The sequence below is a fragment of the Collimonas sp. genome (assembly GCF_039923675.1).
Taxonomy (GTDB): Bacteria; Pseudomonadota; Gammaproteobacteria; order Burkholderiales; family Burkholderiaceae_D; genus Collimonas.
The window spans coordinates 1-23437 of sequence record NZ_JBDTCG010000014.1; the positions used below are offsets into that span (position 1 = coordinate 1).

20 protein-coding genes, 1 rRNA gene and 1 riboswitch are annotated in these 23437 nt (G+C 57.2%); of the genes, 13 read left to right on the forward strand and 8 right to left on the reverse strand.

Annotated features, from left to right (window positions below; all coding sequences use genetic code 11):
- The 5 genes from rrf to ABI171_RS02485 all read left to right on the forward strand — a co-directional run.
- Positions 1-103, forward strand: a 5S ribosomal RNA gene (gene rrf, locus ABI171_RS02465); the annotation flags it as partial.
- Positions 104-320: 217 nt separating this feature from the next.
- Positions 321-899, forward strand: coding sequence for a Holliday junction branch migration protein RuvA (gene ruvA, locus ABI171_RS02470; protein WP_348091025.1), 579 nt, complete (start codon positions 321-323; stop codon positions 897-899).
- Positions 900-991: 92 nt separating this feature from the next.
- Positions 992-2050, forward strand: a complete 1059-nt coding sequence (gene ruvB / locus ABI171_RS02475) for a Holliday junction branch migration DNA helicase RuvB (RefSeq protein WP_348091026.1) — start codon at positions 992-994, stop codon at positions 2048-2050.
- Between the two features lie 49 nt (positions 2051-2099).
- Positions 2100-2552, forward strand: a complete 453-nt coding sequence (locus ABI171_RS02480; protein ID WP_348091101.1) for a YaiI/YqxD family protein — start codon at positions 2100-2102, stop codon at positions 2550-2552.
- Positions 2553-2716: 164 nt separating this feature from the next.
- Positions 2717-3559, forward strand: coding sequence for a fumarylacetoacetate hydrolase family protein (locus tag ABI171_RS02485; RefSeq protein ID WP_348091027.1), 843 nt, complete (start codon positions 2717-2719; stop codon positions 3557-3559).
- Positions 3560-3664: 105 nt separating this feature from the next.
- Here ABI171_RS02485 and ABI171_RS02490 read toward each other — a convergent pair whose 3' ends face one another.
- Both ABI171_RS02490 and ABI171_RS02495 read right to left on the reverse strand, forming a co-directional pair.
- Positions 3665-4141 (reverse strand): DUF2147 domain-containing protein, encoded by a 477-nt coding sequence (locus tag ABI171_RS02490; protein WP_348091028.1) that lies wholly within the window; start codon positions 4139-4141, stop codon positions 3665-3667.
- Positions 4142-4210: 69 nt separating this feature from the next.
- Positions 4211-7045, reverse strand: coding sequence for a valine--tRNA ligase (locus ABI171_RS02495; protein ID WP_348091029.1), 2835 nt, complete (start codon positions 7043-7045; stop codon positions 4211-4213).
- 237 nt (positions 7046-7282) lie between these two features.
- A riboswitch (TPP riboswitch) is annotated at positions 7283-7390 on the forward strand.
- A gap of 113 nt (positions 7391-7503) precedes the next feature.
- On the opposite strand from ABI171_RS02495, the gene thiC reads away from it, so the two are divergent.
- From thiC to thiE, 5 genes are all read left to right on the forward strand, one after another.
- A complete protein-coding gene (thiC, locus tag ABI171_RS02500) occupies positions 7504-9426 on the forward strand; it encodes a phosphomethylpyrimidine synthase ThiC (RefSeq protein WP_348091030.1) in 1923 nt (640 codons plus the stop codon).
- Positions 9427-9434: 8 nt separating this feature from the next.
- Positions 9435-9635, forward strand: coding sequence for a sulfur carrier protein ThiS (gene thiS / locus ABI171_RS02505; RefSeq protein WP_348091031.1), 201 nt, complete (start codon positions 9435-9437; stop codon positions 9633-9635).
- Positions 9636-9808: 173 nt separating this feature from the next.
- The gene (locus tag ABI171_RS02510; protein ID WP_348091032.1) at positions 9809-10621 is read left to right on the forward strand and encodes a thiazole synthase; all 813 of its coding nucleotides are present in this window, start codon (positions 9809-9811) and stop codon (positions 10619-10621) included.
- Positions 10618-11424 carry a hydroxymethylpyrimidine/phosphomethylpyrimidine kinase gene (locus ABI171_RS02515; RefSeq protein WP_348091033.1) on the forward strand — a complete coding sequence of 269 codons (807 nt, stop codon included), beginning with the start codon at positions 10618-10620 and terminating at the stop codon, positions 11422-11424. Before ABI171_RS02510 ends, ABI171_RS02515 begins: the two co-directional genes overlap by 4 nt.
- 13 nt (positions 11425-11437) lie before the next feature.
- Positions 11438-12052, forward strand: coding sequence for a thiamine phosphate synthase (gene thiE, locus ABI171_RS02520; protein WP_348091034.1), 615 nt, complete (start codon positions 11438-11440; stop codon positions 12050-12052).
- Between the two features lie 16 nt (positions 12053-12068).
- Here thiE and ABI171_RS02525 read toward each other — a convergent pair whose 3' ends face one another.
- Positions 12069-12557, reverse strand: a complete 489-nt coding sequence (locus tag ABI171_RS02525; protein WP_348091035.1) for a Dps family protein — start codon at positions 12555-12557, stop codon at positions 12069-12071.
- 104 nt (positions 12558-12661) lie between these two features.
- The gene (locus tag ABI171_RS02530) at positions 12662-13888 is read right to left on the reverse strand and encodes an MFS transporter (protein ID WP_348091036.1); all 1227 of its coding nucleotides are present in this window, start codon (positions 13886-13888) and stop codon (positions 12662-12664) included.
- A 260-nt stretch (positions 13889-14148) separates the two neighbouring features.
- Here ABI171_RS02530 and ABI171_RS02535 point away from each other — a divergent pair, with 260 nt between their 5' ends.
- Complete coding sequence (locus ABI171_RS02535) at positions 14149-16428, forward strand: UvrD-helicase domain-containing protein (RefSeq protein WP_348091037.1); 2280 nt, start codon at positions 14149-14151, stop codon at positions 16426-16428.
- 41 nt (positions 16429-16469) lie between these two features.
- Here the strand turns inward: ABI171_RS02535 and ABI171_RS02540 are convergent, their stop codons facing one another.
- The 4 genes from ABI171_RS02540 to ABI171_RS02555 all read right to left on the reverse strand — a co-directional run bounded on the left by ABI171_RS02540 (position 16470) and on the right by ABI171_RS02555 (position 19652).
- The gene (locus tag ABI171_RS02540) at positions 16470-17267 is read right to left on the reverse strand and encodes a BPSS1780 family membrane protein (protein ID WP_348091038.1); all 798 of its coding nucleotides are present in this window, start codon (positions 17265-17267) and stop codon (positions 16470-16472) included.
- 11 nt (positions 17268-17278) lie between these two features.
- Positions 17279-18235 (reverse strand): homoserine kinase, encoded by a 957-nt coding sequence (locus ABI171_RS02545; protein WP_348091039.1) that lies wholly within the window; start codon positions 18233-18235, stop codon positions 17279-17281.
- Positions 18236-18349: 114 nt separating this feature from the next.
- The gene (locus ABI171_RS02550) at positions 18350-18787 is read right to left on the reverse strand and encodes a DUF2782 domain-containing protein (protein ID WP_348091040.1); all 438 of its coding nucleotides are present in this window, start codon (positions 18785-18787) and stop codon (positions 18350-18352) included.
- A gap of 127 nt (positions 18788-18914) precedes the next feature.
- On the reverse strand, positions 18915-19652 hold the full coding sequence (locus ABI171_RS02555; RefSeq protein WP_348091041.1) for a TIGR00730 family Rossman fold protein: 738 nt from the start codon (positions 19650-19652) through the stop codon (positions 18915-18917).
- Here ABI171_RS02555 and polA point away from each other — a divergent pair, their 5' ends adjacent.
- Positions 19653-22442: a DNA polymerase I gene (gene polA / locus ABI171_RS02560; protein ID WP_348091042.1), complete on the forward strand. Its 2790-nt coding sequence runs from the start codon at positions 19653-19655 to the stop codon at positions 22440-22442.
- 72 nt (positions 22443-22514) lie between these two features.
- Positions 22515-23399: a dienelactone hydrolase family protein gene (locus ABI171_RS02565; RefSeq protein WP_348091043.1), complete on the forward strand. Its 885-nt coding sequence runs from the start codon at positions 22515-22517 to the stop codon at positions 23397-23399.
- Positions 23400-23437: the final 38 nt, after the last annotated feature.

A 23437-nucleotide genomic window follows, 5' to 3' on the forward strand; every position in this document is an offset into this window, starting at 1 on the left:
ATAGCGAGTTGGTACCACCCCTTCCCATCCCGAACAGGACCGTGAAACGACTTTGCGCCGATGATAGTGCTGCAACCAGTGTGAAAGTAGGTCATCGTCAGGCTTTTATTAGAAAACCCTCCCCGCGCATGCAGGGAGGGTTTTTGCTTTGCGCTTTGGAATTTCAGATTTGCAAAACCTGTTTGTACATTTATTTTTGCGTGGCACAGACCGGATTTACCCATCACTTTCTGTAATTTCAGCATTCCAGCAACAAAACTACTGTGTTTTTAACCAGTTGTCCTGTATGATTCATTGATTCACATTTAGGCCATACTGCGATGATCGGTCGTCTTTCAGGCACTCTGCTCGAGAAAAATCCTCCCCAATTACTTATCGACTGCAATGGCGTCGGGTATGAAGTCGGGGTGCCGATGAGCACTTTCTATAATTTGCCGGGGCTCGGTGAAAAAGTCGCACTGCTGACGCATCTGGCGATACGCGAAGATGCCCATGTGCTGTACGGTTTTGGCACAGCTGAAGAACGGAACGTATTCAAGCAGCTGATCAAGATCAGCGGAGTTGGTGCCCGCACTGCCCTGTCCATCTTGTCAGGCATGTCGGTGCAAGATCTGGCGCAGGCGGTTACCTTGCAGGAAGCCGGCCGGCTTACCAAAGTTCCAGGTATCGGCAAGAAAACCGCAGAACGCCTGTTGCTCGAACTGAAAGGCAAACTGGGAGCGGATCTGGGACCGGTTGGCAGTCCTCATGGCAGCGACGCCAGCGGCGATATCCTGAACGCCCTGATTGCACTTGGTTATTCTGACAAGGAAGCATTGTTGGCGCTCAAACAACTGCCGCTGGAGGCTACAGTCTCGGAAGGTATCAAATTGGCGCTGAAAGTGCTCTCGAAACTGTAATTGGACGGAACAAAGCAACATCATTTGTGTTTTATCGACGGAGCGAAGTCTTTTTTCCTATTTAATCGCCGCACTCTGGCTACAATCCGATCATGAGTATCCAAACCGACGATTTCACCGAACAACGCATTATTGCCGCCACGCCGGCATCGCCGAATGAAGAGGCGATCGAACGCGCCTTGCGACCGAAGCAACTGGACGAATATGTCGGCCAGGAAAAGATACGCGATCAGCTTCAGATATTCATCACCGCCGCGCGGCAAAGGCGCGAGGCGCTGGACCACACGCTATTATTCGGCCCTCCGGGCTTGGGCAAGACCACACTTGCGCATATCATCGCGCGTGAAATGGGCGTCAATTTGCGCCAGACTTCAGGTCCGGTGCTGGAGCGCGCCGGCGACTTGGCCGCGTTGTTGACCAATCTGGAAGCCAACGACGTCTTGTTCATCGACGAGATTCACCGCTTGTCGCCGGTGGTAGAGGAAATTCTGTATCCGGCCCTGGAAGATTATCAAATAGATATCATGATTGGCGAAGGTCCTGCCGCACGTTCGGTGCGTCTGGATCTGCAACCTTTCACATTGGTGGGTGCGACCACGCGGGCGGGGATGTTGACCAATCCCCTGCGCGACCGCTTCGGGATTGTCGCCCGTCTTGAGTTTTACACACCGCAGCAACTTGGCAAGATCGTGACTCGCAGCGCCTCTTTATTGGGTGCTCCGATCATGGATGACGGCGCCTTCGAAATTGCCAAGCGCAGCCGCGGCACGCCGCGTATCGCCAACCGCTTGTTGCGTCGTGTGCGTGACTATGCGGAAGTCAAAGGCAATGGAGAAATCACCAAGACCATTGCCGATGCGGCGCTGGTCATGCTGGATGTCGATCCGGTGGGTTTCGACGTGATGGATAGAAAATTGCTGGAAGCGGTGCTGTTCAAATTTGGCGGCGGTCCGGTCGGCCTGGATAACCTGGCTGCGGCGATCGGCGAAGAACGCGACACCATCGAAGACGTACTTGAACCTTATCTGATCCAGCAAGGCTATTTGCAACGGACACCGCGGGGTCGCATTGCAACGCCCGCGGCCTATACGCATTTTGGCGTCACGGCGCCGCGCACCGGACCCAATGGCGAGCTATGGGGGCAAAATTAATCCGCCGCCAGGTACCGATGTTGTGATGCCGGCGCCGCAACCAGCCGCCATGCAGATCTGGGTTGACGGCGATGCTTGTCCGAATGTTATCAAAGATATTTTATTCCGGGTTGCCGACCGTTTGCAGATTACCGTCACGCTGGTCGCCAACAAGTTGTTGAGAGTACCGCCGTCGCGTTTTATCAGAGCTGTGCAAGTGCCGGCCGGCTTTGATGTCGCCGATAACGAGATTGTCCGCTTGCTGCAGGCCGGCGACCTGGTGATCACGGCAGATATCCCGCTGGCGGCAGATGTACTGGAAAAGGGCGGGAAAGCACTCAATCCGCGTGGCGAGTTTTATACCAAAGACAACATCCAGCAGCACCTGACGATGCGCACTTTCATGGAGGAATTGCGTAGCAGCGGCGTGGAAACCGGCGGTCCGACGACATTCAGTCAAAGCGATCGCCATTTGTTCGCATCACAGCTTGATCAGTTTTTGCAGAAATCGCGAATTCGATGATCTGTATTTGATGATCGTCTCTAATCACGGTTGATAGCCGTAAATGCGCGGGCATCGTGCCGTCCCGCGGTGCAGGTGTCGAAATGTCACCATTTCGGTGCTTGTGTAAAAATTAAACGTCACAGACAATACGATAGTCTTCACTAATAGTGTGCAAGTCAACCATGCTTATGTCTACCAAAGCTAGCCGTTATGCCCATCAGCTTTTGGACGCGCGAGCGCAAGCCAAACTGATGCCCTTGTTGTCCGCAGCAGACGCCCTGTCGGTCATGGACGGTTATGAGATCGGCAAGCGGATTCTGGATGCTAACATCGGCCAAGGTTCGAATCCGGTCGGGCGCAAGCTCGGATTCTGCAACCGCGCAATCTGGCAAAAATATGGCATCGCCGAATCTATCAGTGCACCGATCTGGGCGCACGTATTCGATACCACGGTGCGTTACGCCGAAGATAACCGCGGCATTCAAAGTCTTGAAGGGGCAGTGCAGCCGCGGATTGAACCCGAAGTGGTTTTCAGCCTGGGTAGAACACCTGCGCCCGATGCCGGCCTGGAAGAAATTGCCGATTGCATCGAGTGGATGGCGCATGCCTTCGAGATCGTGGTGTGCCCTTTCCCAGACTGGAAATTCGAGGCGGTCGATGCGATCGCGGCATTCGGTTTGCACGGTACCTTGATCATCGGCGAGCCGCACATGCTGTCTAGCGCCACCCGCCGCAATCTGGCCAGCATGCTGGCCAACGCCAGCGTTTCGCTCTCATGCTGCACGGAGGATTCCGTCACTTTATGCGGCGCCGGTTTCGGCAGCGATGTACTGGATAGCCCGGTACACGCCTTGTGGCATCTGCACCAGGTACTGAAAACGCAACCGCAATTCCCGCCATTGCAAGCCGGCGAAATCATTACCACCGGGACATGGACCGATGCCTATCCGGTACAGGCAGGACAGACCTGGGTCACTGCTTTTTCGGGAATCGCGCTGCCGGGACTCACAGTGTCATTCGTCTGACGCGGCGTCCTGATAGCGTTGGCATACAGAAATGCCGTTCAGCCAAAAAGCTTGAACGGCATTTTTTTGCAGCGTCCGTAAGACGCCGAAATTGTTCAAGCGGAGTTATTCCTGGCGCAACCAGGTTTGCGTACGGCCCAGCATCGGCACGCCGATATACCCGCGCACGTCGAGTTTCTGGCCATTGTCCTGCAGCGACATTTTGCTCTTGTAAACTTTGCCGTTATCCGGATCAAGAATCTTGCCGCCGTTGTATTCGCCACCATCTTTTTGCATACCGGTGATGATGGTCATGCCCAGGATAGGCTGGTCCTTCAGCTCGCCCTCACATTTGATGCATTTCGGATTTTGATCTTCGCTAGGATCGCGCAACAGCTTTTCGATTTTCCCATTGAGAACACCGTTGACATCACTGATGCGTATCAGCGCTTTTGGTTTGCCGGTGTGATCGTCGATATTTTTCCACAGGCCGACCGCAGAATTGGGGTCTTGGGCAAAAGCGGTAGGAGTCAGCAGGGTGCCGCTCGCAACCGCCGTCAACAAAAGCGGCAATAATAGTTTATTGATTAAAAGTTTATTCATGTTTTGTCTCCTGGTATCTGTAGCGCCAGTTGCACTGCTGCAAGCTGGCGTCAGTATATTATTAAGAAATCAAGATACTTTTAATTTTGCAAACTGTTCGCGTAACTTTTCAAGGGTACTCGAAAAATTGACCATACGCTCTTGCTCCTGCGCCACCACTTGTGCCGGCGCTCTGGCGACAAAGCTTTCATTGCCCAGTTTCGCCTGGGCTTTGACGATCTCACCCTCGATGCGGGTAATTTCCTTGCCCAGACGTTCACGCTCAGCTGCAACATCAATTTCTACTTTGAGCAGCAGCTTAGCATCGCCGACTATCGAGACCGGCGCCGGCGATTCGGGTAGAGTCTCTACTACTTGCACTTCTGCCAATTTTGCCAGTGCCTGCAGATACGGCGCAAACGACAGCAAGGTCGCTTGCTGTTCAGCCGAACCGGCGATAATCAGCGGCACCCGCACTGCCGGCGACAATTGCATTTCGCCGCGCAGATTGCGGCAAGCATCGGTCAGCGACTTCAGCTGTGTCATCCAGGCTTCTGCACTGTCGTCGATCTTTTCCAGATTCGCTTCCGGATAAGGCTGGCGCATGATGGAGTCGCCAGCCGGATCCAGTGTCTTGCCGGTCAGCGGCGCCACGCTTTGCCACAGGGCTTCGGTGACAAACGGGATGATCGGATGCGCCAGGCGCAGCACCACTTCGAGTACGCGCAACAGGGTGCGGCGGGTGGCGCGTTGCTGCGCTTCGTTGCCTTGCTGGATCTGCACCTTGGCGACTTCCAAATACCAGTCGCAATATTCATCCCAGACGAACTTGTAGATGGCGGAAGCGATATTGTCGAAACGGTAGTCGGCGAAACCCTTGGCGACTTCAGCTTCGGTACGCTGCAAGAGCGAAACGATCCAGCGGTCGGCTTGCGAGAATTGCAGCTTTTCCTTGTCGCATTCGCCTGGTGTATGGCCATCGAAACCGCAGTCTTTGCCTTCGGTGTTCATCAGCACGAAACGGGTGGCGTTCCACAGCTTGTTGCAGAAATTGCGATAGCCGTCACAGCGGCCCAGATCGAAATTGATGTTGCGGCCCAGCGTCGCCAGCGAGGCAAAAGTGAAGCGTAGTGCATCGGTGCCGAAGGCAGGAATGCCATCCGCAAATTCCTTGCGCGTAGCTTTCGCGATGCGTTCCGCTTCCTTCGGCTTCATCAGGCCGACGGTGCGTTTGGCCACCAGCGTCTCCAGATCGATACCGTCGATCAGATCGATAGGGTCAAGCGTATTGCCCTTCGACTTGGACATCTTCTGGCCGTTGCCATCTCGTACCAGACCATGTACGTACACAGTCTTGAACGGCACCTTGCCGGTGAAGTGGGTGGTCATCATCACCATCCGCGCCACCCAGAAGAAGATGATGTCGAAGCCGGTCACCAGCACCGACGATGGCAGGAACATCTTGTAGTCCGGGGTTTCCTCCGGCCAGCCCAGGGTCGAGAACGGCACCAGCGCCGAGGAGAACCAGGTATCCAGCACATCGTCGTCGCGCGTCAGTTTGCCGCTGTAACCGGCAGCGACAGCTTTGACTTGCGCCTCCGCTTCGTTGCGAGCGACATAAATCTTGCCGTCGTCGGCATACCAGGCCGGGATCTGATGGCCCCACCACAATTGGCGGGAAATGCACCAGTCTTCGATATTATTCAGCCACTGATTGTAAGTGTTGCTCCAGTTTTCCGGAATCATCTGGATTTCGCCGTTAGCGACTTTTTCCAGGGCCACCTCGGCAATCGACTGCCCCGGGAAGTGCGTGCCTTCCGGCGCCGGTTTGCTCATGGCGACAAACCATTGGTCGGTCAGCATCGGTTCGATCACCACGTCGGTACGGTCGCCGCGCGGCACCATCAGCCTGTGCGGCTTGACTGATTCCAGCAAGCCCTGGGCATCAAGGTCGGCAACCATCTGTTTGCGCGCCACGAAGCGGTCCATGCCCTGATACTGTATCGGGCCGTTTTCGTTGATCTTGGCGTCCAGCGTCAAGATGGTAATCTGCGGCAGTTTGTGACGCTGGCCCACTGCATAGTCGTTGAAATCATGCGCCGGGGTGATCTTCACGCAGCCGGTGCCGAATTCCTTGTCGACATAGCTGTCGGCGATAATCGGGATTTCACGATCGGTCAGCGGCAGCTTGAGCATTTTGCCGACCAGATGGATATAGCGTTCGTCAGTCGGGTCGACCGCAACCGCAACGTCGCCCAGCAAGGTCTCAGGACGCGTGGTCGCTACCGTCAAATGGCCGCTGCCGTCGGCGAACGGATAACGGATGTGCCACATAAAGCCGTCTTCTTCTTCCGACGCGACTTCCAGTCCGGAGATAGCCGTACCCAGCACCGGATCCCAGTTGACCAGCCGCTTGCCGCGATAGATCAGGCCTTGCTCAAACAGGCGCACGAACACTTCCACCACCGTGCCGGACAGCTTGTCATCCATCGTGAAGTATTCACGGCTCCAGTCGGTGGAGGCGCCCATACGGCGCATCTGGCCGGTGATGGTCGAGCCGGATTGTTCTTTCCACTCCCAGACCTTTTCAACGAATTTCTCGCGGCCCAGATCATGGCGCGATATTTTTTGCGCATCGAGTTGCCGTTCGACCACGATTTGCGTGGCGATACCGGCGTGATCGGTGCCTGGAATCCATGCGGTGTTAAAACCGCGCATGCGGTGATAACGGGTCAAGCCATCCATGATGGTCTGGTTGAACGCGTGGCCCATGTGCAGCGTGCCGGTCACGTTGGGTGGCGGCAACTGAATACTGAAGGATGGTTTGTCGGCGTCGGTGGTGGCGGTGTAGTACCCGCGCTTTTCCCATTCCGTACGCCAGAATTGTTCAATCTCGGCAGGGTCGAAAGACTTGGCTAATTCCATGATCTGTTAGTGTTTTTTGCTAAAACGATGATTATAAAGTACGCAGCCGACTGCTCCTAACATTGCAGGCCGCGAGCGGGAATTTTTTGGCGTAAAGACAAGCATGTGGATTGATTTGCCACGGATGCGGGTCTTTTATACTTGACCGGGGATAAGGAACCCCACATTTTTGATATACCGCGAGCCGATTGCGGGTGTAAAATCCTTACCGCTGCTTCGGGATTCACATACCGGGCAGCACAACGCTAGGGGTCCTGATTGCTGAAATAGTCATGCAATCGGGTGAGAAATACCCTCGAACCTGATCTGGGTAATGCCAGCGAAGGGAAGCTGTCGAGAATGTTGTCGGCCGATTTACCGCATATTGTTCATCCTACATATGCAGTAGTCCCGCACCGCCAGACTCGAAAACTCCTTTGCTGGCTCCAAGCCATGAAATACAAGCAAAGGAGCCAAAATTGAACGCCAACCCAAAATTCCTGTCCGCCACAGCCACGGTGGATGAAGCTGCAATCCACCCGCTGCCGAATTCCCGCAAGATCTATATCACCGGGTCGCGCCCCGATATCCGGGTACCGATGCGGCAGATCAGCCAGTCTGATACGCCGGCTTCATTCGGGGCCGAAAAGAATCCGCCGATCTACGTCTACGACACGTCGGGACCGTACAGCGATCCCGACGTCAAGATCGATATCCGCTCCGGCCTGGCGACGCCACGCCTGCCATGGATCATGGAACGCGACGATACCGAAGAACTGCCGGGCCCGAGTTCGGAATACGGCATCGAACGCCTCAACGATCCGAAGCTGGCCGAGCTGCGCTTCAACCTGCACCGCAAGCCGCGCCGCGCCAAGGCCGGCAAGAACGTCTCGCAAATGCACTATGCGCGCCAGGGCGTCATCACGCCGGAAATGGAATTCGTCGCGATCCGCGAAAACATGCGCCGCAAGGAATACCTGGAAGAGCTGAAAGCCTCTGGCCCGATGGGCAACAAGCTGGCCGAGCTGATGGGTCGCCAGCATCCGGGCCAGTCGTTCGGCGCTTCGCTGCCGGCCGCAGGTGATTTCGTCACGCCGGAATTCGTGCGCGATGAAATCGCCCGCGGCCGCGCCATCATTCCCGCCAACATCAATCACCCTGAAATCGAGCCGATGATCATCGGCCGCAATTTCCTGGTCAAGATCAACGCTAATATCGGCAATTCGGCGGTGACCTCGTCGATCGGCGAAGAAGTCGAAAAGATGACCTGGGCGATCCGCTGGGGCGGCGACAACGTGATGGACCTGTCGACCGGCAAGCACATTCACGAAACGCGCGAATGGATCATCCGCAATTCGCCGGTGCCGATCGGCACGGTGCCGATCTACCAGGCGTTGGAAAAAGTCAACGGCAAGGCGGAAGACCTGACTTGGGAAATTTTCCGCGACACCTTGATCGAACAAGCCGAACAGGGCGTCGACTACTTCACCATCCACGCCGGCGTGCGCCTGCAATATGTGCCGATGACTGCCAAGCGTCTGACCGGCATCGTCAGCCGCGGCGGCTCGATCATGGCCAAGTGGTGCCTGGCGCATCATCGCGAATCTTTCCTGTACGACCATTTCGAAGACATTTGCGAAATCATGAAGGCCTACGACGTCAGCTTCAGTCTCGGCGATGGCTTGCGTCCAGGTTCTATCTACGACGCCAACGATGAAGCGCAACTGGGCGAGCTGAAAACACTGGGCGAACTGACACAGATCGCCTGGAAACACGACGTGCAAGTGATGATCGAAGGCCCGGGCCACGTGCCTATGCATCTGATCAAGGAAAACATGGACCTGCAGCTGGAACAGTGCCACGAAGCGCCGTTCTACACGCTCGGGCCATTGACCACCGACATCGCGCCAGGCTACGACCACATCACTTCCGGCATTGGCGCCGCCACCATCGGCTGGTACGGTACGGCGATGCTGTGCTACGTCACGCCGAAGGAACATCTGGGCTTGCCGAACAAGGTCGACGTCAAGGACGGCATCATCACCTACAAGATCGCCGCCCATGCAGCCGATCTGGCCAAGGGCCATCCGGGTGCGCAGATCCGCGACAACGCCTTGTCGAAGGCGCGCTTCGAATTCCGTTGGGAAGACCAGTTCAATATCGGCCTCGATCCAGACAAGGCGCGTGAATTCCATGATGAAACCTTGCCCAAGGATTCCGCCAAGGTCGCTCATTTCTGCTCGATGTGCGGCCCGCATTTCTGTTCGATGAAGATCACCCAGGAAGTCCGCGAATACGCCGCCGCGCAAGGCATTTCCGATATCGCCGCACTCAAGCAGGGGATGGAAGTGAAAGCCATCGAGTTCGTCAAGAACGGTGCGGAAATCTACAGCAAGCAGTGAGGCTGCCGATGGAAATCGTACTTAACGGTGCGCCGCATCCGCTGGCTGAAGGTGAGAACCTGCAGCAACTGATCGTGGCGCTGGAGCTGGCCGGCAAGGCGGTTGCGGTGGCGGTCAACCGGCAGGTGGTGCCGGCCAGTTTGTGGTCGCAACGTATCTTGCAATCTGAAGACAAGGTTGACGTAGTGCGCGCAATAGGCGGTGGGTAATCCACCTCCATAAACCGGCTGCGCGACTCAATCTCCGGGCTGCGATGCTCACCGTACTGTCGTACGGCTGCGCTTCTTACCCAGACCTTGAGCCGCTCGCTACGGTTCTGGAGGTGGCACAGAGTTATTCGGGGGCTCACCAGAAATCGTAGGAATCTTTTAAAGGATTTGTAATGGATATCAATTCTCTGCCCGAGACGGGGCAACGGGACACCGGCCTGACCATTGCCGGTAAAACCTATAGCTCGCGGCTGCTGGTCGGTAGCGGCAAGTATCGCGACCTGGAACAGACGCGCGCCGCCACCGAAGCCAGTGGCGCGGAAATCATCACGGTGGCGATCCGGCGCGTGAATATCGGGCAGGATCCCAACGCGCCCAATTTGCTCGATGTCGTACCGCCGTCGCGCTACACGATATTGCCCAACACCGCCGGTTGCTACACCGCCGCCGATGCGATCTATACGTTGCAGCTCGGGCGCGAACTGCTGAACGGACACAAGCTGGCCAAGCTCGAGGTTTTGGGCGACGAGCGCACACTGTTCCCGAATATGCCGGAAACCTTGAAAGCCGCAGAAGCATTGGTGAAAGACGGTTTTGACGTCATGGTGTATTGCAGCGACGATCCGATCCAGGCGCGCATCCTGGAAGACATCGGCTGCATCGCGGTGATGCCGCTGGCGTCGCTGATCGGTTCCGGCATGGGCATCCTGAATCCGTGGAATCTGTCGCTGATCATCGAACAGGCCAAGGTGCCAGTGCTAGTCGATGCCGGCGTCGGTACGGCATCCGACGCCGCGATTGCGATGGAGCTGGGTTGCGACGGCGTGCTGATGAACACCGCGATTGCCGGCGCGCAGGATCCGATCCGTATGGCGAGGGCGATGCGGCTGGCGATTGAAGCCGGTCGCGAAGCTTTTCTGGCGGGGCGGATTCCCAAGCGCTTCGCGGCGTCGCCAACTTCACCGATGGCCGGACGACTCAAGTGAGTGCAGGAGCAATTGCGCCAGCTTGCGTGCTGGTGTTTTCCGGCTCGGATCCGAGCGGCGGCGCCGGCATGCAGGCCGACATCACCGCGATCGCGGCGCTCGGCTCGCATCCGCTCTCGGTATTGACGGTGCTGACGGTGCAGGATAACCAACGCGTGTTTGGCGTCTATCCGGTGGCGGCGGAACTGGTGCGGCAACAGGCGCAGGCGCTGGTCGACCGTATCCCGATTGCGGCGGTCAAGCTTGGCATCGTCGGCAACCGCGCCAATGCTGGAGTGATCGCAACGATCATTCGCGATCTGCGTTCACGGCAACCGGATTTGCCGGTGATCTTTGATCCAGTGCTGGCGAACGGCCACGGCGACAGCCTTGCCAGCGAAGATCCGATTGCCGCTGTTGCTCCCCTGTTCGAATTGGCTACGGTCATTACGCCAAACCGGCTCGAAGCCGATCGCTTGTGTAGTCCCGAAACCAATCCTGAACAACAAGCCGCGTTGCTGCTTGAAGGTGGCTGCCAGAACGTGTTGCTGAAGGGCGGCCACGGACCGGAGCAAGATGAGGTCTTGAATCGCTGGATTAGCAAAAGACAACAGCGCAGCTGGCGCTGGCCGCGCTTGTCAGGCGAGTTTCACGGCAGCGGCTGCACCTTGGCGGCGGCACTCGCGGCACTGTTGGCACAAGGGCTGGATATTGAACAGGCGATCGATGGCGCACAAATCTATTGCCAGAAAACGCTGGCGGCATCGTACGCGATTGCTGCCGGCCAGCAGATACCGAACCGGACGTTACCGTTCTTGAAATAATGAGGATAAAGCCATGAAGGGCTTATACATCGTCACGCCCGATTGGGATGACACCGCCAGATTGCTGGAAGTCAGTGAGCAGGCATTGCAAGGCGGCGCGGCATTGCTGCAATATCGCCACAAGACCGCCGATGCAGCATTGCGCCGGGAACAGGCAGAAGCATTACTGGCGCTCTGCCGCCGTTATCAGCGGCCTTTCATCATTAACGATTATGTCGACCTCTGTCTGGCGCTGGACGCCGACGGCATTCATGTCGGCGGCACCGATGCCAGCGTGGCGGAAGTGCGCGCGCTGGTCGGGCCGGACAAGATCGTCGGCGCTTCCTGTTACGGCGATCTGGAGCTGGCGCATGCCGCACAGCGCACAGGCGCCAGCTACGTCGCGTTCGGCGGATTTTATCCGTCGCGCGTCAAGAAATATCCGGTGACGACGCCAGTGGATATCGTGACGCGTTCCAATGCGGAAGTCGCTTTGCCGAATGTGGTGATCGGCGGTATGACGCAAGAGAATGCCATCCCGCTGATCGCCGCCGGTGCCGACATGGTGGCGGCGATCAGCAGCGTTTACCTGGCGCAAGATCCGACCGCCGCGGCGCGTAGTTTCGTGGCTTTGTTCGACAGCAGATAGGCACCTGTAAGCGTGATCAGGTTTCCAGCAGACTGCGCAGCATCCACGCATTTTTTTCGTGCAGCTGCATGCGCTGCGTCAGCAGGTCGGCGGTCGGTTCATCGGCCGCCGCATCCACCACCGGGAAGATCGAACGGGCCGTGCGGGTAACCGATTCCTGGCCTTGCACCAACTGCTGGATCATGGCGGTGGCAGTCGGTACGCCTTCTTCTTCCGAAATCGACGTCAGTTTCGCGAACGCCTTGTAGGTGGCCGGCGCCGGATAGCCCAGTGCGCGTATCCGCTCGGCGATCAAGTCCACCGCCAGCCACAGCTCGTTGTACTGCACTTCGAACATCAGGTGCAAGGTATTGAACATCGGTCCGGTGACGTTCCAATGGAAATTATGGGTTTTCAGGTACAGGGTGTAGGTGTCGGCCAGCAGCTTGCTGAGGCCATCGACGATTTTCTTGCGATCCTTGTCGCTGATGCCGATATCGATGACTGCAACGTTCTTCTTTGCCATGGTGCTGCTCCTTCTAACTGTGACGGTTGAATGAGACACTTGCACCCCGATTTTATGTCAATTCGCCGCAAGCAAAGAAATACGCGCTTTTTCTTCGTAGGGCGCTAACCGGCGACGACGCCAGCCACGCTTGCTTGCGAGCGCCGATACATACTGACAGTCAGCGCCACCGCCGCCATCGATGCCACCGCGGCAAACAGGAACACTTCGGGATAGCCGAATTGGCTCACGATCAAGCCTGCCAGCGGGCCGGTAACGCCGAGCGCAAGGTCGAGGAACACTGAGTAAGCACCCAAGGCGCTGCCGCGATTATGGGCCGGCACCAGGTTGACCGCTTCAACCCCAAGCGCGGGGAAGATCAAGGCAAAGCCGAATCCTGTGAGCGCTGCGCCCAACAATGCAAAGAATGGCGATCCGGCTTGCCACAGCAGCAACAGGCCCAGCGCTTCCACTGAAAAGCAGACAATCGAAACCCGGAAACCGCCGAAGCGCGAGATAGTGTGGGCGAACAACAGCCGCGCACCGACGAAGAAGGTGCCGAACATGGTCAACGCAAATGCCGCGTTCGGCCATTGATGGCTGGCATAGAACAAGGTGATGAAAGTGGCGATCGAACCGAAGCCGATCGAACCCAAGGCCAACCCCATGCCGTGCGGGAAAACCTTGCGCAACACGCGACCAAATGGCAAATGTTCGCCACGCACCACGGCCGTCGCTTCTTTCGTGCGCGCCAGCAGGAAACCGCCTATCGACAGCACAGTCACCGTCGCGCCAACCGCTGCCAAGCCCCAGGCATGCGAGATCACCACGCCCAGCGGGGCGCCGATGGCCAACGCGCCATAGGTAGCGATGCCGTTCCAGGAAATCATCCGTGCGGTATGTTGCGCGCCAACCCGGCCGATGCCCCAGGTGATGGCGCCGGTGCCGACCATGCTCTCGCCGCAACCCAGCACCAGGCGGCCGATCAGCAGGATGGCCAGGCTCAGCGCCGGCAGATGGGTAAAGCATGCCGCTACCAGCAGGAATACGCCGCTGATACTGCAGCCGATCAAGCCGCGCAAGACTGCGGTTTTAGGTCCGACCGAGTCCGCCATGCGGCCGGCGAATGGCCGGCTGAGCAAGGTTGCCAGATATTGCATGCTGATCGCCAGGCCTGCCAGCACCGAGCTATAGCCAAGATCGACGTGGACATAGCCGGGCAGCACCGCTAGCGGAATGCCAATTGCCAGATAGCAAATAAATGTGAAAAATGCTGTGGAAACGATATGAAACGTGACACTACTCTCAGACAGCGGCTGGCTGGCGCGGTCGAGACGGACTTCTTCGGACATGGCGGACGACGATTGGTTGAATGTTGCGGAGGTGTGTGGACAATGATGCAATACAGTATTTTACTCCGCTGGCCGGGATTGCGCTGGTAGCGCTACCTCTGGCGAAGTTAAAGACGGAAATAAGGCGTTTTATTCCCGCCTTCCTTGTGCGGACTGGCGCCACATAGGAAATCCGTAAGGGAACGATTAAAAGACAAGCGGTCTCGGTCACGTTTTGATCAGATCGTCAGGCGATCACTCGCGCAGCTTATAATGTGGGCATGCAAAATCTTCTTCATAACCTCAATCCAGAACAGCTCGCGGCAGTCACCTTGCCGGCGCAATCCGCACTCATCCTGGCAGGCGCCGGCTCCGGCAAGACGCGGGTATTGACCACCCGCATCGCCTGGCTGATCCAGACCGGCCAGGTGTCGCCGTCCGGCGTGCTGGCGGTGACCTTCACCAACAAAGCCTCGAAAGAAATGATGACGCGCTTGTCGGCGATGTTGCCGATCAATACGCGCGGCATGTGGATCGGCACTTTCCATGGTTTGTGCAATCGCCTGCTGCGCGCGCATTATCGCGACGCCGCCTTGCCGCAAACTTTCCAGATCCTCGATTCGCAAGACCAGCTGTCAGCCATCAAGCGCCTGCTGAAGGCGATGAATGTCGACGATGAGAAATATCCGCCGCGTAACCTGATGTACTTCATCAACGGCGCCAAGGACCAAGGCCTGCGCGCCAATGAAGTCGAAGCCAACGACGATTACAACCGTAAATTCGTCGAGCTGTACGATTTGTACGACCAGCAATGCCAGCGCGAAGGCGTGGTCGATTTTGCCGAATTATTGTTGCGCACCTATGAGCTGCTGAGTCGCAACCAGCCGCTGCGCGAGCATTACCAGGCGCGCTTCCAGCATATCCTGGTGGATGAGTTTCAGGATACCAACGACCTGCAATACAAGTGGCTGAAGCTGATGGCCGGCCAGCGTGGCGCGGTATTTGCGGTGGGCGACGACGACCAAAGCATTTATGCTTTCCGCGGCGCCAATGTCGGCAACATGACTGCCTTCGAGCACGAATTCCGGGTCGAAAATCTGATCAAGCTGGAGCAGAACTACCGCTCGCACGGTCACATCCTGGATAGCGCCAATACCCTGATCGCCAACAACAGCAAGCGTCTCGGCAAGAATCTGCGTACCGACGCCGGCCACGGCGAGCCGGTCCGCATCTATGAATCCACCAGCGATTTGCAGGAAGCGCAGTGGATCATCGAAGAAACCAAGAGTTTGATCAATGAAGGCGCTACCCGTAGTGAAATCGCTGTGCTGTACCGCTCCAATGCGCAGTCGCGGGTGATCGAGCATGCGCTGGTGGCGTCCGGAATTCCGTATCGCGTATATGGCGGCCAGCGTTATTTCGAGCGCGCTGAAGTCAAGCATGCGATCGCCTACCTGCAGCTGATGGACAATCCGCACAATGATTCGGCCTTCCTGCGCGTGGTGAATTTCCCCGCGCGCGGTATCGGCGCACGTTCGCTGGAACAATTGCAAGACGCCGCCAAGCAGTATGGCATTTCCTTGTACGCGGCGGTGCCGTATGTGGCCGGCAAGGCCGGCGCCACACTTGGCTCCTTCCTGAAGCTGATCGAAGGCGGCCGCTTTGAAACCCAGCAACTGCCGTTGCCGGAAATGGTGCAGATCGTGCTCGACATGAGCGGCCTGATGCAGCACTACCGCAATGAAAAAGAGGGCGCCGACCGCATCGAGAATCTGGAGCAGCTGGTGAATGCTGCGACCCTGTTTGTCTCGGAAGAAGGCTTTGGCGTCGACGCGCCGGCCTTGCTTGGTCCGAAGGCGCAAGTAGTGTCAGGGGCGGCGATCACGAATGCCGACGGCATCGAGATATTCGATGCCGATGCGCCGCTGTCGGCTGTGATGTCGCCCTTGTCAGCATTCCTGTCGCATGCGTCGCTTGAGGCTGGCAACAATCAGGCCGAGGCCGGGCAGGATGCCTTGCAGCTGATGACAGTGCATTCCGCCAAAGGGCTGGAGTTTGATGCGGTATTCATTACGGGCCTGGAAGAGGGCTTGTTCCCGCACGAGAATTCGCAGAAGGAAGATGCTGGTGTGGAAGAGGAGCGGCGTCTGATGTATGTCGCCATCACGCGCGCCAAGAAACGTCTCTACATGAGTTTTTCGCAGACGCGGATGCTGCACGGCCAGACCCGTTACAACATGCGTTCGCGATTCTTTGATGAGTTGCCGGAAGATGCCTTGAAATGGCTGTCGCCGAAAGTGCAGCAGCATAGCTGGTTTGCGAATACCAAATCGGCCTGGGATGAGGCGCCTGAAAAGGCAGCCAACAACATTGCAAAGAATTTCGGACGGCGCGATATTGGCTGGCGCATCGGTGAAAATGTCGCGCACCTGAAGTTCGGCGAAGGCGTGATCGTCAATATCGAAGGCAGCGGCGGCAACGCCCGTGCCCATATCAACTTCGGCAAGCATGGCATGAAACTGCTGGATCTGAGCGTGGCGAAGCTGGAAAAGGTCGCCTAGGAAGAGCGGGCGGGATGATGATCCCGCCCTATATAGGTTCTTTACTCTTTACTGCCGGCTTCTAGCGGTAGCGGCAAGTCTTCTTCAGGTTTGCCGAAGATGTGGGTATAGGTTGGGTAGAAAGAGCAATACATCACGACAGTCAGTGCGATCGATAATGGCAGCAGCACCATCATCGTCACCGATGGGCTGCCAATCACGGCCGCGATCAGCACACTGACGATGGCCGGCAGCACTACGCCAATCGCAGCCCATGCCAGCCCATATATGGCGAATGCTTTCATTTCACGCGAGACCGCAAAGAAGCTGTAGAAAACAGCTTTCGACAGGCCCATTTTTTTCCACATGATCAGCGGCGCCGCGTACCAGAACGCCATGGCCGCCGGGATGTAAACGGCCGCGGAAAACATCATCGCCAGCGATATGCTGGAATCCTGTATCTCCTTCGGGTCGGGTGTGCTCTGGCCGGTGACCATCTGCCAGAACATGCCACCATCGATCAAGGATGACGCCGCCAGCGCGATAACCGCGGCGACCAGGTACAGAACCCCCAGCAGCAGCAGTCTCTGCAGCGCCGGAGAGCGAAAACCGATCATCAGCAGGTTGGGGTAGACGCGTTTTCCTTGTTCAATATTCAGGCAAGCCTGCATGAAGGACATGGCGAACACCGGCACCAGGATTATCGGCAACACTTGTCCCAGTAGCGGAATGAAATTGAGCAGCAGCATCGTGAACATATACGCCAGGAATAGCGTGGATATTTCGGCCGGTTGCTTGCGGAATAGCGCAAATCCTTCCTTGATCCAGATCCATCCGGTTTTGGCAGGCAGTTTATCCATTGTTTATTTAATCAGTACAGGTTCGGAGCCGGGTGAGCCACGCGTTGTCGCAGGATCCGTTCAAAGTGACCGGGATCGTGCGGCGTCAACATTTCTGCCGTGCGCGGTAAGTAAAAGTCGTAGAGCCGCGACAGCCAGAAGCGCAGGGCGCCGGCGCGCAGCATCGGTTGCCAGGCTTCCTGTTCGGGGGCGCTGAATGGCCGTACGGCATGGTATGCATCCAGCATGGCGCGTACCCGGACAATGTCAAGTTGGCCGGTAGCCAGGTCGATGCACCAGTCGTTGACGGTGACGGCGAGGTCGAACAGCCAGGTATCGCAGCCGGCAAAGTAAAAATCGAAAAATCCGCTCAGTTGCTCGCCGTTGAACATGACATTGTTACGGAACAGGTCGGCGTGCACCGGGCCATTGGGCAACTGACCGAACGTATCGGAGGCGGCAAACGCTTCCTGGAAGGCCATCTCATCGCGCAATAGCTGTTGGCCATCCGCCGGCAGATAGGGCAACACCACTGGCGCAGTTGCGCGCCACCAGGGCAGTCCGCGTAAATTCGGTTGCCGGATTGGAAAGTCTTGCGCCGCCAGATGCATTTTTGCCAGCATCGCGCCTACTGCCGCGCAATGGACCGGCCCCGGCGCCATCTGGCAATCACCTTCCAATTTGGTGACGATGGCGGCCGGCTTGCCGTGCAGAGGATTGATGATCTGGTCTTGCTGGTTGGCGATGGGCGCCGGCACCAGTACGCCACGGCGGGCCAGGTGACGCATCAATTCCAGGTAGAACGGCAGTTGTGCGAAGCTGAGATTCTCGAATACCGTCAGCACATACTCGCCGCGCTCGGTGTCGATGAAAAAATTACTGTTCTCAATGCCGGATGAAATACCCCTGATGGCGAGTGCCTTGCCTAAGGAAAAAGGGGGGATCCACTGGGTGAGATCGTCAAGCGTGACGGGGGTAAATACTGCCATGAGAAAAACCGCGGAAAGACAATGTTCGTCGGAATAAATATGCGGCGAATACGCGGAGGTTTCCGCGCATTAGCCGCATGGCTACTTGGGGCTTGCAGGACCAGCTATGCCGGATTAGTTCTTTGGTTCGGAGATGACTGGCGGCGGCAATCCGGCGTCGCTGTCGGACTGTACCGCTTCGCCTGGCTTATGTGCCTTTTGGCCCAGATCGAATTCCTTGATCTGCCATTGCGCGCCACGCGGCGGCGCATCGGTCGGCTGCAAAGTGCCGGCCTGCGATGGCGTCTTCACATAATAGGTGCTACCGCCGCTTTTTACCTTGACCTCATCAACCCGGCCCTGCTGGCGCGTTTGCGTGATGTCGCCGCTGTTTTCGCCAGGTTTGCGGATAGTGACGGACGGCGTTTCACCTTCTTCCAGCTTTTGCAGCTCGGGTGGCGGCGGTGCAATGGTTTTGGCCGGCGGCGTTGCTTGCTGCGCGGTTGCCAGCAACGGTGTTGCAAGAGAGGCAAGACATATCGCCAGCAATGGCCAGACTTTGGATTTGTTCATGAGAATTTGGCTACCTTGAGGAAAACAAGACTATGCCTGCATTGTAACAAACCACCGGCCCCGATAGGCGATAAGGGACCGGCAGCAGCGGGTTGTTTGCGTCTATTTGCGTTGAATTTGCGTCCAATTACAGCAGCACGCCGGAATGGCGGTCGGATTCCGCCATGACGGTTTCGCCTGCCTCATAGAATTTCACCACGGCATCAAGAATCTCGGCCGGATCGTCCAGCACCTGGATCAGGTCCATGTCCTTGGCGGCAATCATGCCATCGCCCACCAGTTGGGTACGGAACCAGTCCAGCAAACCGCTCCAGAAGCTGCTGCCGACCAGGATGACCGGGATGTGGCGGCACTTGCCGGTCTGGATCAGGGTCAGGACTTCGGTCAGCTCATCCATGGTGCCGAAACCGCCTGGCATGACGACGTAGGCGTCGGCGTAGCGCACGAAGGCGACTTTGCGCGCAAAGAAATGGCGGAAGCTGAGAGAGATATCCTGCCATTTGTTACCGCTTTGCTCGTGCGGCAATTCAATATTCAGGCCCACAGAAGGTGATTTTCCTTCGAAAGCGCCCTTGTTGGCGGCCTCCATCAAACCCGGTCCGCCGCCCGAAATTACGGCAAAACCTTCGTCGGAAAAGCGCCGAGCAATATCCTTGCAAAGGGGATAATACGGATTATCTTCCTTGATGCGCGCCGAGCCGAAGATCGATACCGCCGGATGCAACTCGGAAAGGCGTTCGGTCGACTCGATAAATTCTGCCATAATCGTGAACATATGCCACGATTCGCGCGCCTTTTTCGACGTTGCGCGTTCGATATCCGTCACTTGCCGCAAACGCGGCACATTTTTTCCGTTCAATTCCATATGCAAAAAACCCTGCTGTTAGTTGATGGTTCGAGTTATCTTTATCGCGCCTTCCATGCCTTGCCCGATATGCGCAATGCCGCCAATGAGCCCACTGGCGCTCTGTACGGCATCATAAATATGCTGCGTCGTTTACGTATTGATTACCCCGCAGCTTACCTTGCCTGTGTGTTCGATGCAAAAGGTAAAACTTTCCGCGACGATATGTACGCCGACTACAAGGCGACCCGCGCCTCCATGCCGGAAGACCTGGTTAAACAGATTACGCCTATTCACGCCGCCGTGCGTGCGATGGGCTGGCCGATCTTGATGGTCGAAGGAGTAGAGGCCGACGATGTGATCGGCACTTTGACTGTACAAGCGGTTCAGCATGGCTTGCAGGCAGTGGTGTCGACCGGCGACAAGGACCTGGCGCAACTGGTCAACGAGCATGTCACGCTGATCAATACCATGAGCAACGAGACGCTCGACCGCGCCGGCGTGATCGCCAAGTTCGGCGTGCCGCCTGAGCGGATTGTCGACTACTTGACATTGATCGGCGATACCGTCGACAACATCCCCGGCGTTTCCAAGGTAGGGCCGAAAACAGCGGTCAAATGGCTGGCGCAATACGATACGGTTGACCAAGTGATGGCCAACGCTGCCAGCATCGGCGGTGCGGTCGGCGAGAACCTGCGACAGGTGCTGGACTGGCTGCCCAAGGCCAAGGAACTGGTGACGGTGAAAACCGATTGCGACCTCAGCGCACACATGGTATCGATCCCGGAGTCGCTGATCGCGCCGGCGCAGGACAACGACACCTTGATCGAGTTGTTTACTCGTTATAACTTCAAGACCTGGCTGCGTGACTTGAGCGCTCCCGGAGCCGCGTCCGGCGCGGCTGCAACCGCAGGCAGCGGCAAGACCGCAACGCCTGAAGTCGGGGTTGCTGCTGCCGGTGCAGAGAGCGCGGCGCCAGCACAGAGCGGCTTGTTCGATACCGTCGAACGGCATTATGAAACCGTACTGACCGAAGCGCAGCTCGACGTCTGGCTGCAGCGCATCGACAAGGCGAGGTTGACCGCCGTGGATACTGAAACCACTTCGCTCGATCCGATGACTGCGCAACTGGTCGGCATCTCGCTTTGCTGCGAAGTAGGCACCGCCGCGTATATCCCGGTGGCGCATCGCTACCAGGACGCACCGCTGCAATTGTCGCGCGAGCTGGTGCTGCAAAAGATGAAGCCGTGGCTGGAAGACGACAGCAAGCCGAAGGTCGGCCAGAACCTCAAATACGATAGCCATATTTTCGCCAACCAAGGCGTAAATTTGCGCGGCATCGTCCATGACACGCTACTTGAATCGTATGTGTTCGAATCGCACCGCAGCCATGACATGGACAGCCTGGCCTTGCGCCATTTGAATCACCAGACCATCACCTTCCAGGAAGTGTGCGGCAAAGGCGCTTCGCAAATCGGTTTCGATGAAGTCGAGATCGGCCGCGCTACCGAATATGCAGCGGAGGACGCCGATATCACGCTGCAACTGCACCTGACCATGTGGCCGCATATCGCCGACGACGCCAAGCTCCGCTTCATCTACGAAAAAATCGAAGTGCCGACCTCGGTGGTGCTGCAGAAGATCGAGCGTAACGGCGTGCTGATCGACGCCAGTTTGCTGGGGACGCAATCGAATGAACTTGGCAAGCGCATGCTGGAGATCGAGCAGCAAGCCTACGACTTGGCGGGCCAGCCATTCAACCTGAGTTCGCCCAAGCAGCTGGGTGAAATCCTGTTTGAAAAACTCAAACTGCCGGTGGTCAAGAAGACGCCGTCCGGATCGCCGTCGACCGATGAAGAAGTGCTGCAAAAGCTGGCGGAAGATTATCCGTTGCCGAAGGTGCTGCTTGACTACCGCAGTTTGTCGAAGCTGAAATCTACCTACACCGACAAGCTGCCGAAGATGGTCAACGCGAATACCGGACGGGTGCATACCAATTATGCGCAAGCCGTGGCGGTTACCGGCCGCCTTGCCTCGAACGATCCGAACCTGCAAAACATTCCGATTCGTACCGCGGAAGGCCGCCGCATCCGCGAAGCATTTGTGGCGCCGGCCGGCAGCGTGATCGTCTCGGCCGATTATTCGCAAATCGAGTTGCGCATCATGGCCCATATCTCGGGCGATGAAAACATGCTGCGCGCGTTTGCCGAAGGCGTCGATATCCATCGCGCCACCGCCGCTGAAATTTTCGGCACTACCGCGCCGGAAGTCACCAGCGAGCAGCGCCGCTACGCCAAGGTCATCAATTTCGGCCTGATCTACGGTATGAGCGCATTCGGCCTGGCCGGCAACCTCGGCATCGAGCGCGCCGCCGCCCAGATGTATATTGAAAAATATTTCATGCGCTTCGCCGGCGTCAAACAGTTCATGGACATGACCCGGGTGCAAGCCAAGTCGCAAGGCTATGTCGAGACGGTATTCGGACGCCGCCTGTGGCTGCCGGAAATCAATTCGCCCAACGGCCAGCGCCGTCAGGGTGCCGAGCGGGCCGCGATTAACGCGCCGATGCAAGGTACCGCCGCAGACCTGATCAAATTGTCGATGATTGCGGTGCAAAACTGGATTGAGACAGAACAGTTAAAATCCAAGATGGTGATGCAGGTGCACGATGAACTGGTGCTCGAAGTGCCGCAGGATGAGCTGGCGCTGGTGCGGGAGAAGTTGCCGCAACTGATGGCTGGCGTCGCCGAGTTGCGGGTGCCGCTGATTGCCGAAGTCGGCGTCGGCAAGAATTGGGATGAAGCGCATTAAGTCTGGCGCCGAGTGTTGATAATAGCCAGGCCGTATGCGATAACTGATGGACAATTTTAAAGGAGAGCTTTAATGCCGAATTTGAAAGAAGATTTCGATAGCCTGGTGGCCAAGACGAGTTTGTCCGGCGATATCGACCGCCGTACTTTTTTGAAGACGACTCTGGGTACCGGGTTTGCCGCTGCGGTGATGCCGGTCACGGCGCAAACTGTGATCAAGACCGATAGCGTCGGCCTCACCGCCGGCCCGCTGGAGATTCAGGTGAACGGCTTGAGCGTGCCGATCTACCGTTCTCAGCCCGAAGGCAAAACCAATTTGCCGGTGGTGCTGGTGATCTCGGAAATTTTTGGCGTACATGAGCACATCGCCGACATCACGCGCCGTTTTGCCAAACTCGGCTATCTGGCGATCGCGCCTGATTTGTTCAAGCGACAGGGCGACCCGGCTGCCTTCGCATCGATTCCAGAGCTGTATAAAAACGTGATTTCAAAAGTCCCGGACGATCAGGTGCTGGGCGATGTCGAAGCCTGCGTGGCCTGGGCCAAGGAAAATGGCGGCAACATCGACAAGCTGGCGATTACCGGCTTTTGCTGGGGTGGCCGTATCACCTGGTTGTATTCAGCCCACAATCCGAAGGTAAAGGCCGCTGCCGCATGGTATGGCAGCCTGGTCGGGGAGCGCAACGAACTGACGCCCAAGCAGCCGGTCGACATTGCACCGGCCTTGAAAGTGCCGGTGCTGGGTTTGTATGGCGCCAAGGACCAGGGCATTACACAAGAACACGTGGCACAGATGAAAGAGGCTTTGGCCAAAGGCAGTAGCAAATCGGAAATTGTGGTGTTCCCCAATTCCGGCCACGCTTTCAATGCCGATTATCGTCCCAGCTATGTCGAGGCAGATGCAAAAGATGGCTGGAAGCGCACGCTGGCGTGGTTTAAAGAGCATGGCGTGAGCTGATCCGGGCCGCCGTCATTGGTGACTTGTATCCGGATGCA